The following is a 13,604-nucleotide window of genomic DNA, read 5'->3' on the forward strand; positions in this document are numbered from 1 at the left end:
GATTGATTGGTCGGGGCGGTGGGATTCGAACTCACGACCCTCTGCTCCCAAAGCAGATGCGCTAACCGGGCTGCGCTACGCCCCGACTTGAAGAAACGAACTATACAGTTCAGGGAAAGATGCGTCAACATTTATTTTCAAAACACCAAGATGAAAAATATAGTTTTTTGATTTGAAAAAATATTTAATCCGTCCAAACAGCCGTATTTTATTTCAGGGCAAATTTATTTTCGGCATTCTGCTGTAAAAATATACGAAAAATGCGATAATTTTCAGCATTTTCTACCTGTTTAACAAAAGGACGGATATGTCGGCACAACTGATCAACGGTAAAGAAGTTTCGCAAAAACGCCTGCAGGCGATTGCCGAAGCGGTGGCGCAACGCCAACAGGACAATCTGCACACGCCTTGCCTGGCCGTGGTTTTGGTCGGAGGCGACCCTGCCAGCGCGGTTTATGTCCGCAACAAGAAAACCGCCTGCCAAAAATGCGGCATCAAATCGCTGTCTTACGAACTGCCCGAATCAACATCGCAGGAAGAACTGCTGGCACTGGTCGACCGGTTGAACGCCGATTCCGAAGTGGACGGTATTTTGGTTCAGCTTCCACTGCCGAAGCACCTCGACAGCCAGGCGGTCTTGGAACGTATTTCGCCGGATAAGGACGTGGACGGCTTCCATCCTTACAATGTCGGCAGGCTGGCGGTCAAAATGCCGCTGATGCGCCCGTGTACGCCTAAGGGCGTGATGACGCTTTTGGAGGCTTACGGTATTGATCCGAAGGGGAAAAAAGCGGTCGTGGTCGGCGCATCGAATATTGTCGGCCGCCCGCAGGCTTTGGAACTGCTGCTGGCGCGCGCAACGGTAACGGTCTGCCACAGTGCGACCGAAAATCTGGCAGACGAGGTTGCCGGGGCCGATATTTTGGTGGTCGGCGTAGGCATTCCGAACTTTGTCAAAGGCGAATGGATCAAACCCGGCGCGGTCGTTATTGATGTGGGCATCAACCGTCTGGACGACGGCAGCCTGTGCGGCGACGTGGAATTTGAAACGGCAAAAGAACGGGCAGCGATGATTACGCCCGTTCCCGGCGGCGTGGGTCCGATGACGATTGCCACATTGATGGAAAACACCCTGCACGCGGCTTTGCTGCACGATGCTTGAGCGGTTCTGAAGATAAAAATGCCGTCTGAAAGGCTTTCAGACGGCATTTTGCCGTGTCCGTTTATTTGGGCAGCTTGACGACAACCGTATCCGCCAGTATGTCGTAAAGCGTGCGGCGGTCGCGTTTGACCATAAAGAGCAGGACAAAGTTGGCAAGAAATGCCAGCAGGTTGATAGCGTTTTCTCCGTTGTCACCTACTGCAAGACCGATAACGGCGGCAATAATGGCAACCAAAACCGACCATGCGATTTCGCGTACCAAAACCGTGCCGACAAAACCCGGATTGCGGCCGTCGGTTTTCAACACCCTGATTCTCATGATTTTCTTACCCAATGACTGCCCGTCCCGGCTCATATAGTAGATTTGGATGACGGTGTACGCCAAAATGCCCGCCAGTCCTACCCAAAAGGAAGTCATGCCCAAAAGCAGTCCGACTATTTCCTCACTGCCGACGATTCTGCCTTCATTCTTGACGGCGAAGACAATCAGTCCGGCAAACGGAATCAGCAGAATCAAAAAGGTAAACAATTGGTTCAGCAGCGCGGCAAGTATCCGGTCGCCTGCGCCAGCAATTCCGACTTCAATTTCCTGTCCGTTGCGGTTGTCGGATGCCGCGTCGGTGTAGTCGTTTTTTTCTTCCATATCCGTTCCTGATAATTGTTCTTAAACAGATGGCATTCTACCGCCCTGCTGCTGCAAACGCCAATCCCAAAAAGAAAATTCGATAAAGAACTTTACATTTTCCCAATACGGCGTTAAAACGCTTCCTTTACGCCATACATAATTTTATTAACGATTTTTCCTCAAGGAGCAACACAATGAAAGTAGGTTTCGTCGGCTGGCGCGGCATGGTCGGTTCGGTTTTGATGCAGCGTATGCAAGAAGAAAACGACTTCGCCCACATTCCCGAAGCGTTTTTCTTCACCACTTCCAACGTCGGCGGCGCGGCACCTGATTTCGGTCAGGCGGCGAAGACGTTATTGGATGCCAACAATGTTGCCGAACTCGCCAAAATGGACATCATCGTTACCTGCCAAGGCGGCGATTACACCAAATCCGTCTTCCAAGCCCTGCGCGACAGCGGCTGGAACGGCTACTGGATTGACGCGGCATCCTCACTGCGTATGAAAGACGACGCGATTATCGTCCTCGACCCCGTCAACCGCAACGTCATCGACAACGGTTTGAAAAACGGCGTGAAAAACTACATCGGCGGCAACTGTACCGTTTCCCTGATGCTGATGGCGCTGGGCGGCCTGTTCCAAAACGATTTGGTCGAATGGGCGACCAGTATGACCTATCAGGCCGCTTCCGGCGCGGGCGCGAAAAATATGCGCGAACTCATCAGCGGTATGGGCGCGGTTCACGCCCAAGTGGCGGACGAGCTTGCCGATCCTGCCGGCTCGATTCTCGACATCGACCGCAAAGTGTCCGATTTCCTGCGCAGCGAAGACTATCCGAAAGCCAATTTCGGCGTACCGCTCGCCGGCAGCCTGATTCCGTGGATCGACGTGGATTTGGGCAACGGCCAGTCCAAAGAAGAATGGAAAGGCGGCGCGGAAACCAACAAAATCCTCGGTCGCAGCGGCAATCCGACCGTAATCGACGGCTTGTGCGTCCGCATCGGTTCTATGCGCTGCCACAGCCAAGCCATCACTCTGAAGTTGAAAAAAGACTTGCCTGTTTCTGAAATCGAAGCCATTTTGGCAGGCGCAAACGACTGGGTGAAAGTCATCCCCAACGAAAAAGAAGCCAGCATCCGCGAGCTGACCCCAGCCAAAGTTACCGGCACACTGTCCGTCCCTGTCGGACGCATCCGCAAACTGGGTATGGGCGGCGAATACATCAGCGCGTTCACCGTCGGCGACCAACTTTTGTGGGGCGCGGCCGAACCGCTGCGCCGCGTGCTGCGTATCGTGTTGGGCAGCCTGTAAACCGGATGTGAATAAAAAATGCCGTCTGAAGCCTGTTTCAGACGGCATTTTCCTTGCAACCCCGGTTGACCGAAATTCCGATAAGGCAAGCGTTCACGCCAGCAACATTTCCTGCATCAGCTTCATACCCCACTGCCAGCCGCCGAGCATACCGTTCAAACTGCCCGAATGCGGGGAAACCAACAGGCGGGCGTTCCACAAATCCGCCTGTTTTTGCGCCCAACCGTGCGGCACGCCGCCGTGTTCGGACACCACCAATGCGGCACGGCAGGGACAGCGGACGCGTTGGAAAGTGTGTTCCGCATCGTCGGGAAAAACATCGGGACGCTGCGGTACAAGGATGATGTTGGCGATTTTCTTCCGTGTCAGGATGTCTGCCCGATACAGCCACGCCAAAAATGCGGCCGCGCCCGCTCCGTGTGCGACAACGGCGACGTGTTTGCCGCATATGCGTTCAAATGCCGTCTGAAGCGCGGTCTGCCACGCTTCCGTGCTGCCGTTTGCGGATGCTTCGGACATCTGCACGACGGGATAACTGACCGCCCAACGGTCTATCCACATCTGATCCTCTCCGGCATCGCGTATCAGCCAAAGCGTCAAATCTTCGAGTTCGAAACCCTGCATACCGCCGCGCCTATTTCAGCAGGTCCCGGAGGGTAAAGGCGATGAGCAGCGAAGCGGGTACGCTCAATATGGCGCACACGGTCAGGCAGGCAAAAATATTCACCGCCCGCCGCCAGCCTTTCCAACCCAAACATTTGGCCGCAATCAGCAGGCAGGGCAGACAAATCAGCAGCCACACCAACGCCCACGTCGGATTTGCCTTGGTCGGCGCAAGCCAGCCCTGCATCCGCGCCAGCATAAACACCGCCCACACCGACATAGGCAGCACAAATGCCGCCACGACCCACGCCGCGCCTATTCCTGTTTTTCCGTCCACATTCCAATCATATTTACCCAAAACTTTATTCGGCAGCATAGTCATACTCCACGACCAGCGGCGCATGGTCGGAAAATTTTTCGTCTTTATAAACATGTGCGGACACGGCTTTGGCGGCAAGTTCGGGCGTAACCATCTGATAATCGATACGCCACCCGACATCTTTCGCATACGCCTGCCCGCGGTTGCTCCACCAAGTGTAGCCCGGATTGTCGGGATAAAGCGTACGCCACATATCCGTCCAACCGAGTTTGTGGATAACCTTGCCTATCCACTCGCGCTCTTCAGGCAGGAAGCCCGAATTTTTCTGGTTGCCTTTCCAGTTTTTCAGGTCGATGTTTTGGTGGGCGATGTTCCAGTCGCCGCAGACGACAATGTCGCGCTCTTCGTTTTTCATCGCTTCGAGCATAGGGTAAAACGCATCGAGGAAACGGTATTTCACCTGCTGGCGTTCTTCCGCGCTGCTGCCGCTGGGCAAATAAAGCGAAATGACGCTCAACCTGCCGAAATCGCAACGCACAAACCGCCCTTCGCGGTCGAATTCTTCAATGCCCATACCGATTTGCACATTGTCGGGTTTGCGTTTGCCATACACCGCCACGCCGCTGTAACCGCGTTTTTCGGCACAATGCCAATAGCCGTGCATCCCGTGCGGATTTTTCATATCGGCAGACAAATCGGCTTCCTGCGCTTTGAGTTCCTGCACGCAGACAATGTCCGCGCCCGATGCGGCGATGTATTCGTAAAATCCCTTTTTGTAAGCGGAGCGGATGCCGTTGACGTTGGCGGAAATGATTTTAAGCATAATAAAAATAAGTTCTCACAATAAAAATGCCGTCTGAACAAAAAAAGGGCAAAATGCGGCACATTTACCCTTTTCGATGGATTTTAACCGCGCCGCCAAGTCGTGCCGCCGGCGTTGTCTTCCAGAATGATTTTGTGTTCGTTCAGAAGGTCGCGGATGCGGTCGGACTCCGCCCAGTTTTTATCCGCGCGCGCCTGTTTGCGCCGGGCGATCAAGTCTTCGATTTCTTCGTTGGAAAGGCCGTCTGAAACCGCGCCGCCTTGCAGGAACTCGGTCGGATCGCGTTGCAGCAGTCCGATAATGCCGCCCAAGGCTTTCAGACGGCCTGCCAGTTGCGCGTTATTGGTTTTGTTCACTTCGCCGGCAAGTTCGAACAACACCGCCACCGCTTTCACCGTATCAAAATCATCATTCATCGCAACATAAAAGCGGCGCGTGTAGTCATCGCCGGCTTCAGACGGCATCGGATCGGCGGGCGGCGTATTTTTCAAAGTCGTATACAAACGCGTCAACGCGCCTTTTGCATCATCCAAATGCGCGTCGGAATAATTCAACGGACTGCGGTAGTGGGCGCGCAAAATAAAGAAACGCACGACTTCGGGGTCGTATTGTTTCAACACTTCGCGGATGGTGAAGAAGTTACCCAGCGATTTGGACATTTTTTCGCCGTCCACACGGATAAAGCCGTTATGCAGCCAGTATTTGACGTGGCTGGCAATGCTTTGCCCGTGGTGGGTTTGCGCGTGATGATGGCCGCAGGTATGCCCCGTCGCGCCGACGCTTTGGGCGATTTCGTTTTCATGGTGCGGAAACTGCAAATCCGCGCCGCCGCCGTGGATGTCGAAAGTATCGCCGAACAGGTTTTCACTCATCGCGGAACATTCGATGTGCCAACCCGGCCGTCCCCTGCCCCACGGGCTTTCCCACGCCGGTTCGCCTGCTTTGGCGGCTTTCCACAACACAAAATCAAGCGGATCGCGTTTGAAACCATCGACTTCCACACGCTCGCCTGCGCGCAGGTCGTCCAACGATTTACCCGATAATTGTCCGTAAGCGGCAAACTCGCGCACGGCATAGTAAACGTCGCCGTTGGCGGCGGGATATGCCTTGCCGTTTTGAATCAGGGTTTCAATCATGGCAATCATTTGCGGAATGTTTTCCGTTGCCTTCGGTTCGATGTCCGGACGCAACACGCCCAAAGCATCGGCATCTTCGTGCATCGCCTGAATGAAACGCGCGGTCAGTTCGCCAATGGTCTCGCCGTTTTCAGCCGCGCGGGCAATGATTTTGTCGTCGATGTCGGTGATGTTGCGCACATAAGTGAGCGGATAGCCGCACTCGCGCAACCAGCGGGCAATCATGTCGAACACCACCATCACGCGGGCGTGTCCCAAATGGCAGTAATCGTAAACGGTCATACCGCAGACGTACATACGCACGTTTTCAGGGTCGATGGGGGTGAAGGGTTCTTTTTGGCGGGTAAGGGTGTTGTAGATGGTGGTCATATTCATCAAGTAAGTTTAGAAATGAGTAACAGTAATGTCATATCCGCGATTTTGGGCGAAATCTAAAAATTCATTGGCTTCATTAACGGCAGGAAATTCACGCATAATTTCAGTTTTAATATTTTCCAACAACGCTTCTGCAATCGGATATTGGCCTCTCAATGCTTTTTCGTACCAACTTATCAAATCATCCTCGGTTACGATGTTTTGAATTCGGCTTTTCCAGCCTATTTGCGTCAGTAATGAAACAATCACCGATTGTTCTGCCTTTTTGCAGACAATGACAATTCTATCTGCGCTAATGGAGGATACAATATCTTCTGCCAACTCTTCGTCTAAAGAGAGATGTTTGACCTGTATGGCCAATCCGAAGTTAGACCACATATCCAACCCTCTATCGGCAGCATTGGTTACGCCTACACGATGGATTTTTGCAGGAAGTTTTAAATGCCCATTTTTCGGCATAGTGATGATTTTTTCGGCAAAATCTTGATATTCCTCCCATAAAGACAGGTTTTCCTTAGGAAAATCAATTGAAACCGTTATGCCTAATTCTGAAACCAATGCATCAAACAACGCATAAACAACGATTTCATATATCTTGTCTATACTTCTTTTCAATCCCGGCTCGAGCCAAAATAAATTTAGAAATTCAGACAGTTGGAAGGAGTATCTGTCTGTATTGCCGACATAAGCCAATGCTTCGCTCATTTGGGAAAAACGATTGAAAAACTGTTTATAAATGTACGATTCTACCCCGCCGTCCGACTGTCTGTTTAATGTTCCCAATACCGCTAGTTTTTCAGGCGGCATTGCATTTTTTTCAAACAGATTATCTTGGAATTTTGCCGATGAAGTAGAAATCCGCCCTAAAAACCGACGGCAGATTTCATCCCTCCAGCGTTTAGATTGGTTGCGGTAAGTATCTAAATTTAAAAAATCCAACTGTTTTATACAACGGTCATGATATAAAATTTCTGCAATTTGAATGGGTTTATAAAGGTGGATACGGGATTTTTTGATAATGCCGTCCAATGCTTCTTCGGCTTGTTGTTCTTCAAACGTCATCCTGCCTCCAATAAATCCAATTGCCCTTTTTGTTCGACCTTGCCGGAAAGAGAAGCGAGCATATTTTCCGCGATGGCTTCTATTACAGGAACGGATACAGAATTTCCGGCAACTTTCCTGACTTGCGAGTAGGGGATATTGATTTCAAAATCATCGGGAAAACCTTGTAATCTTAACATTTCCCTTCCTGTTAGCCTTCTTACTCCGTTTACCACCAAATAATTGTAACTTCCCCCGGCCCTTAAGGCACAGGAATATGGAAGTGCGGAAACATTCCCGCCAATATTTTCATGCCAAATTGATGGGGTGGGAGGGGCTTTTTTTAAGGCTGCCAAACGTTTTTGTTTCAAGGCATCTGATAAAAAATAGCTTGGTTCGACATCTCGATCGTTTTCCAGCAGATCGCCCAATGGCCGATATTGGTTTATGGGTTCGGGAAAGTAAAAAGGGATGTTGTCTGAAAAACCAACAATATAAATTCTTTCGCGTTTTTGCGGCAATCCGAAATCCAAAGTATTTAAAACCTTAAAATAAACCGTATAACCAAGCTGTTTAAGGGTTTCTAAAATAATACGGAAAGTCCTGCCCGAATCGTGCGTAGTCAGCCGCTTAACGTTTTCCAGAAGAAAAGCCTTCGGCTGTTTGGTTTTCAGGATTTCGGCAATATTGAAAAACAATGTCCCGCGCGTATCTTCAAATCCCAATCCCTTACCTGCGATACTGAAAGGTTGGCACGGAAATCCCGCAAGCAGAATATCATGATCGGGAATATCTGAAGGATCGATGCCGTTAATGTCGCCAAAAGGTTTTTCTCCAAAGTTTGCTTCATACATTTGTCGGGCATATTTGTCCCATTCCGATGAGAATACATTGGTGCACCCGTATTTTTCAAAGCCTAGGCGTATTCCGCCAATGCCTGAAAATAAATCTATTGTTTTGTACATAGCACATCTCTGCAGAATGAGCCGCCTGAAAACTTTCAGACGGCATTGTCCTTTTACTCCGGCTTAAACACGCCCGTATCCGTTTTAGGCTGCTGTTCGATAATTTCAACGTTTGCCGCCGCTTTCTCCGCTTCGACTTTTTCAACTTCCAAGCGTTTTTTCTCGGTCAGATATTGGTTGATTTGGTGTACCAATTCCTGCGTGCCTTGGTGGGTCAGCGCGCTGATTTGGAAGAAGCGCGGGGTTTCCATGTCGAATTGGAAGCGGTCGTCCGGTTTCGGGTAGTCCCAGCCGATGGCTTCGAGAAAGGCGGCAGTACGCGCTTGGGCTTCTTCTTCATCGAGCATATCGAGTTTATTCAGTACCAGCCAGCGCGGTTTGCCGTAGAGTTCTTCGTCGTATTTGCGTAATTCGTTGATGATGGCGAGGGCTTCTTCGGCGGGGTTGGCGGTTTCGTCGAAGGGCGCCAAATCGACGACGTGCAGCAGCAGGCCGGTGCGTGATAAGTGTTTAAGGAAACGATGGCCGAGGCCTGCGCCCTCTGCCGCGCCTTCAATCAGACCGGGGATGTCGGCCATGACGAAGCTGTGGTTTTCGTCGATGCGCACGACGCCCAAGTTTGGATGCAGGGTAGTGAAGGGGTAGTTGGCGATTTTAGGACGCGCGGCAGATACGGCGGTAATCAGGGTGGATTTACCGGCGTTGGGCATGCCTAACAAGCCGACGTCGGCGAGGACTTTGAGTTCGAGTTGCAGGGAACGGGTTTCGCCTTCTTCGCCGGGCGTGGATTGTTTGGGCGCACGGTTGACGGACGATTTGAAGTGGATGTTGCCCAAGCCGCCTTTGCCGCCTTTGGCGAGACAGACGCGCTGACCGTGATAAGTCAGGTCGGCGACGATTTCGTCAGTGTCGAGGTCGCGGATGAGGGTGCCGACGGGCATTTTGAGGACGATGTCGTCCGCACCTGCGCCGTAACGGTCGGAACCGTGGCCTTTTTCGCCGTTTTTGGCTTGGTAGCGTTTGACGAAGCGGTATTCGACGAGGGTGTTGGTGTTTTCGTCGGCTTCCGCCCAGACACTGCCGCCTTTGCCGCCGTCGCCACCGTCCGGGCCGCCGCGGGGTACGAATTTTTCGCGGCGGAAACTGGTTGCGCCATTACCGCCTTTGCCTGCGGCGACTTCGATTTTTGCTTCGTCGATAAATTTCATTCAATGCTCTTGTTTGTTGGTTTCAAATGGGGGTTCAGACGGCATGGCGTGTGTTTTGATGCCGTCTGAACAGAATTTCGGACGTTATTATAAGGGATAAGCGGTATTTCAACACGCCGTACCAAAACTATTTGCTCCGCCCATCTTAATGAATTTTTAAGCAAATCTTCAGCCTGCAAACAAAATATATCCAACTTCTTTTGTACAATCGCGCCTTTTTGACATTCCGACCCGACGGAATGTCCGTTCAAACCGTTACATTATGATAAGGATTTTTTTATGAATACAAACCAACCTGCCGTTTACGACACGCTAACCCGTACCCTGCACTGGCTGACCGTCATCGGATTTGTCGGCATTCTGACCACAATTGCCTTATGGACGGCTTATGAAGATGCCGAATGGGCGGGCAACTTGTTCGGCCTGCATAAATCTTTCGGTTTCCTTACCCTGCTGCTTATCGTATTCCGTATTATTTGGGCGGCTGCCAACCGTACCGGTCGTCCGCAAAGCGACAGCAAGGCGGCAGCGGTCGGTCACCGTATCTTATACCTGTTGATGCTTGCCGTTCCTGTTATCGGCATGATCCGACAATACGGCAGCGGACGCGGTCCTCTGAAAGTATTCGGAATCGAGCTGATGCAGGGTTCGCCTGAAAAAATCGAATGGATGGCAAATTTGGGTAACCTGTTGCACGGCAATCTCGGTTGGCTGCTGTTTGCCGTCGTCGTCGGACATATCGCCATGGTCGTCATCCACCGTATTCAGGGCAGAGATGTTCTGTACCATATGACGGGTCGTGTCCGCTGATTCCGTTCGCACTATGGTGCCGGCCCGTCCGGCACTATTTGTTTTTCCAAGACAGAGCCAGATCGTACAAAGCTTTTTTTCCCTCGCCCGTGATTTTGGCAGCAAGCTCGGCAGCCTGTTTGGTCGGCAGTTCGGCAGCAAGGATTTTCATCACATTTTGCGCGGACTCGGACAAGCCTTCGTGTTTTTCATCCTGCGCCGGATAAAGCACCAACACCATCTCGCCGCGCGATTGGTTGCTGTCGGCAGACAATGCCGTCTGAATTTCCCCAACCGTGCCGCTTAAGAACGTTTCAAACGTTTTCGTAATTTCGCGCGCCAGCATCAGACGGCGTTCGGGGAACAGTTCCGCCATATCGGCAAGCGTCGCCCCGATTCGGTGCGGCGTTTCAAACATGACGATAGGAAATGCCGCCCGCACCCATTTGGCAAACAGTTTCCTGCGTTCTCCCGATTTCGGCGGTACAAAACCGTTGAAATAAAAATCGGATTCCGCCACGCCAGCCACGCTCAAAGCCGCCATCACCGCGCTTGCGCCGACAACAGGGACAACTTTAAACCCAGCCTCGCGCACGCGGCCGGCAAGTTTCGCACCCGGGTCGCACACGGCCGGCGTACCCGCATCGGAAACCTGTGCCACAACCATGCCGTCTGAAAGATAGCCGACAATCTTGTCCGCCATCTGCCGTTCGTTGTGTTCGCGCACGCTGACGAGTTTGCCCTGAATGCCGTACGCGCTCAAAAGCTGCGCGGTAACGCGCGTATCTTCGGCACAGATGATGTCCGCCTTTTGCAATACCGCCAAAGCACGCAGGGTAATGTCCGCCAAATTGCCGATGGGCGTGGCAACCACGTATAATGTTCCTCCGACGACGCTGTCGGAGGCTTTCTGCAAGTGTTTCTGAAACATAAGAATGCCGTCTGAAAAACAGACATTATAAAGGCTAAACCGATTATGCGCTTAAACCACAAACAGGGCGAGGCAGGGGAAGATGCCGCGCTCGCCTTCCTCCTATCCCAAGGCTGTACGCTGCTTGCCCGCAACTGGCACTGCGCCTACGGCGAAATCGACCTAATTGTCAAAAACGGCGGCATGATTCTGTTTGTTGAAGTAAAATACCGCAAAAACCAACGGTTCGGCGGTGCCGCATATAGCATTTCGCCGTCCAAATTATTGAAACTGCAACGAAGTGTAGAGTATTATCTGCAACAGAACAGGTTGACAAACGTACCGTGCCGCCTCGATGCGGTACTTATCGAAGGAAACCGCCCGCCCGAGTGGATACAGAATATTACAGGTTGACGATATGACGACATTACAAGAACGCGTTGCCGCCCATTTTGCCGAAAGCATCCGTGCCAAGCAGGAAGCCGAAAAAGTACTGGTCGAGCCGACCGTACAGGCTGCCGAGCTGATGCTGCAATGCCTGATGAATGACGGCAAAATCCTGGCCTGCGGCAACGGCGGTTCGGCTGCCGATGCGCAACACTTCGCCGCCGAAATGACCGGCCGTTTTGAAAAAGAACGTATGGAACTCGCCGCCGTCGCCCTGACCACCGACACGTCCGCGCTGACCGCCATCGGCAACGACTACGGTTTCGACCACGTATTCAGCAAACAAGTGCGCGCGCTCGGACGTGCAGGCGACGTATTGGTCGGCATTTCCACCTCCGGCAATTCCGCCAACGTCATCGAAGCCATCAAAGCGGCACACGAACGCGATATGCACGTCATCGCCCTGACCGGCCGCGACGGCGGCAAAATCGCCGCCATACTCAAAGATACCGACGTTTTACTCAACGTTCCCTATCCTCGAACTGCCCGCATTCAGGAAAACCATATTTTGCTGATACACGCCATGTGCGACTGTATCGACTCCGTATTGTTTGAAGGAATGTAACCCTTTTCAGACGGCATGGCGCAAAGCAATGCCGTCTGAAACGCCCAAGAAAGGAAGCCCCCGATGAAACTCAAACCGCACACCGTCCGCATACTCATTACCGCCATTTTCAGCCTTGCCCTTAGCGGCTGCGTCAGCGCAGTAATCGGAAGCGCCGCCGTCGGCACCAAATCCGTCATCGACCGCCGCACCACCGGCGCGCAAACCGACGACAACGTAATGGCGTTGCGTATTGAAACCACCGCCCGTTCCTACCTGCGCCAAAACAACCAAACCAAAGGCTACACGCCCCAAATCTCCGTCGTCGGCTACAACCGCCACCTGCTGCTGCTCGGACAAGTCGCCACCGAAGGCGAAAAACAGTTCGTCGGTCAGATTGCACGTGCCGAACAGGCCGCCGAAGGCGTGTACAACTACATTACCGTCGCCTCCCTGCCGCGCACTGCGGGCGACATCGCTGGCGACATATGGAACACATCCAAAGTCCGCGCCACGCTGCTGGGCATCAGCCCCGCCACACAGGCGCGTGTCAAAATCGTTACCTACGGCAACGTAACCTACGTTATGGGCATCCTCACCCCCGAAGAACAGGCGCAGATTACCCAAAAAGTCAGCACCACCGTCGGCGTACAAAAAGTCATTACCCTCTACCAAAACTACGTCCAACGCTGACTCGGCAATGCCGTCTGAACCGCCTTCAGACGGCATTGCCCGACACCCCAAAAGCACAATCAAAATGGCAAAAAAACCAAACAAACCCTTCAGGCTGACCCCGAAAATCCTGATACGCGCCGTATTGCTCATCTGTATCACCGCCATCGGCGCATTGGCAGTAGGCATCGTCAGCACATTCAACCCGAACGGCGACAAAACCCTCCAAACCGAACCGCAACACACCGACAGCCCCCGCGAAACCGAATTCTGGCTGCCCAACGGCGCAGTCGGACAAGGCGCGGCACATCCCGAACCAGCCCCGTCTGAACCCGAAAGTGCGGACGATGAAAACGAAAGCGGCGGCAAACCGCCCCTTCCCGCTCCTGCCAAAAAAAACCGTGCCAAACCGCGTCCTTCGGATGCGGATCGGGCAGCCGATCCGTTAACCGCCGCCGAAACACAAGCTGAAAAAACACTCAACGAAACCCCCGTACTGCCCACAAACATCCCCCGTCCCGAGCCCAAAAAAGAAACACCCGAAAAACAGGCGCAGCCCAAAGAAACGCCCAAAGAAAACCATACCAAACCGGACACCCCGAAAAACACGCCGCCCAAACCCCATAAAGAAATTCTCGACAACCTCTTCTGACCCGGCGCGGCAGGCACACCCGC

At 52.5% G+C, this 13,604-nt stretch carries 16 protein-coding genes and 1 tRNA gene; 7 read left to right on the top strand and 10 right to left on the bottom strand.

Translation table 11 applies throughout. The annotated features are described in order from the left end of the window. Positions 1-7: 7 nt before the first annotated feature. Positions 8-85: transfer RNA gene (locus RDY34_RS06885), tRNA-Pro, on the bottom strand. 222 nt (positions 86-307) lie between these two features. On the opposite strand from RDY34_RS06885, the gene folD reads away from it, so the two are divergent. Then, positions 308-1,162: a bifunctional methylenetetrahydrofolate dehydrogenase/methenyltetrahydrofolate cyclohydrolase FolD gene (gene folD, locus RDY34_RS06890; RefSeq protein WP_025457474.1), complete on the top strand. Its 855-nt coding sequence runs from the start codon at positions 308-310 to the stop codon at positions 1,160-1,162. 61 nt (positions 1,163-1,223) lie between these two features. Here folD and RDY34_RS06895 read toward each other — a convergent pair whose 3' ends face one another. Beyond that, the gene (locus tag RDY34_RS06895) at positions 1,224-1,805 is read right to left on the bottom strand and encodes an RDD family protein (protein WP_308029888.1); all 582 of its coding nucleotides are present in this window, start codon (positions 1,803-1,805) and stop codon (positions 1,224-1,226) included. A gap of 176 nt (positions 1,806-1,981) precedes the next feature. Here RDY34_RS06895 and asd point away from each other — a divergent pair, with 176 nt between their 5' ends. After that, complete coding sequence (gene asd / locus RDY34_RS06900) at positions 1,982-3,097, top strand: aspartate-semialdehyde dehydrogenase (protein WP_308075265.1); 1,116 nt, start codon at positions 1,982-1,984, stop codon at positions 3,095-3,097. A gap of 93 nt (positions 3,098-3,190) precedes the next feature. On the opposite strand, the gene RDY34_RS06905 is transcribed toward asd, so the two are convergent. From RDY34_RS06905 to obgE, 7 genes are all read right to left on the bottom strand, one after another. Next, positions 3,191-3,721 (bottom strand): alpha/beta hydrolase, encoded by a 531-nt coding sequence (locus RDY34_RS06905; protein WP_115119754.1) that lies wholly within the window; start codon positions 3,719-3,721, stop codon positions 3,191-3,193. Positions 3,722-3,731: 10 nt separating this feature from the next. Then, entirely contained in the window at positions 3,732-4,076 is a 345-nt protein-coding gene (locus tag RDY34_RS06910) for a hypothetical protein (RefSeq protein WP_096108942.1), read from the bottom strand. Beyond that, a complete protein-coding gene (locus RDY34_RS06915) occupies positions 4,063-4,842 on the bottom strand; it encodes an exodeoxyribonuclease III (protein ID WP_308075264.1) in 780 nt (259 codons plus the stop codon). The genes RDY34_RS06910 and RDY34_RS06915 overlap by 14 nt, the downstream gene beginning before the upstream one ends. Before the next feature lie 83 nt (positions 4,843-4,925). Then, positions 4,926-6,347, bottom strand: coding sequence for a cysteine--tRNA ligase (gene cysS, locus RDY34_RS06920; protein ID WP_308075263.1), 1,422 nt, complete (start codon positions 6,345-6,347; stop codon positions 4,926-4,928). Between the two features lie 15 nt (positions 6,348-6,362). Next, positions 6,363-7,415: a HaeII family restriction endonuclease gene (locus tag RDY34_RS06925; protein ID WP_025457481.1), complete on the bottom strand. Its 1,053-nt coding sequence runs from the start codon at positions 7,413-7,415 to the stop codon at positions 6,363-6,365. Next, positions 7,412-8,359 (bottom strand): DNA cytosine methyltransferase, encoded by a 948-nt coding sequence (locus RDY34_RS06930; RefSeq protein ID WP_003750484.1) that lies wholly within the window; start codon positions 8,357-8,359, stop codon positions 7,412-7,414. Before RDY34_RS06930 ends, RDY34_RS06925 begins: the two co-directional genes overlap by 4 nt. Before the next feature lie 53 nt (positions 8,360-8,412). Beyond that, positions 8,413-9,567 (bottom strand): GTPase ObgE, encoded by a 1,155-nt coding sequence (gene obgE / locus RDY34_RS06935; protein WP_115437554.1) that lies wholly within the window; start codon positions 9,565-9,567, stop codon positions 8,413-8,415. 279 nt (positions 9,568-9,846) lie between these two features. Between obgE and RDY34_RS06940 the strand changes: the two genes are divergently transcribed. Next, the gene (locus RDY34_RS06940) at positions 9,847-10,377 is read left to right on the top strand and encodes a cytochrome b (RefSeq protein ID WP_003750238.1); all 531 of its coding nucleotides are present in this window, start codon (positions 9,847-9,849) and stop codon (positions 10,375-10,377) included. Positions 10,378-10,411: 34 nt separating this feature from the next. On the opposite strand, the gene rsmI is transcribed toward RDY34_RS06940, so the two are convergent. Next, complete coding sequence (rsmI, locus tag RDY34_RS06945) at positions 10,412-11,287, bottom strand: 16S rRNA (cytidine(1402)-2'-O)-methyltransferase (protein ID WP_003750237.1); 876 nt, start codon at positions 11,285-11,287, stop codon at positions 10,412-10,414. A gap of 45 nt (positions 11,288-11,332) precedes the next feature. Here rsmI and RDY34_RS06950 point away from each other — a divergent pair, with 45 nt between their 5' ends. The 4 genes from RDY34_RS06950 to RDY34_RS06965 all read left to right on the top strand — a co-directional run bounded on the left by RDY34_RS06950 (position 11,333) and on the right by RDY34_RS06965 (position 13,581). Beyond that, positions 11,333-11,680, top strand: coding sequence for a YraN family protein (locus RDY34_RS06950; protein ID WP_003750236.1), 348 nt, complete (start codon positions 11,333-11,335; stop codon positions 11,678-11,680). A gap of 4 nt (positions 11,681-11,684) precedes the next feature. Further along, complete coding sequence (locus tag RDY34_RS06955) at positions 11,685-12,278, top strand: phosphoheptose isomerase (protein ID WP_003750235.1); 594 nt, start codon at positions 11,685-11,687, stop codon at positions 12,276-12,278. Positions 12,279-12,341: 63 nt separating this feature from the next. Beyond that, positions 12,342-12,950 carry a BON domain-containing protein gene (locus RDY34_RS06960; RefSeq protein WP_025456626.1) on the top strand — a complete coding sequence of 203 codons (609 nt, stop codon included), beginning with the start codon at positions 12,342-12,344 and terminating at the stop codon, positions 12,948-12,950. A 7-nt stretch (positions 12,951-12,957) separates the two neighbouring features. Beyond that, positions 12,958-13,581 carry a hypothetical protein gene (locus RDY34_RS06965; protein WP_308073645.1) on the top strand — a complete coding sequence of 208 codons (624 nt, stop codon included), beginning with the start codon at positions 12,958-12,960 and terminating at the stop codon, positions 13,579-13,581. Positions 13,582-13,604: the final 23 nt, after the last annotated feature.

Origin of the sequence: Neisseria polysaccharea, from assembly GCF_963392925.1 — a bacterium.
GTDB classification, from domain to species: domain Bacteria; phylum Pseudomonadota; class Gammaproteobacteria; order Burkholderiales; family Neisseriaceae; genus Neisseria; species Neisseria polysaccharea.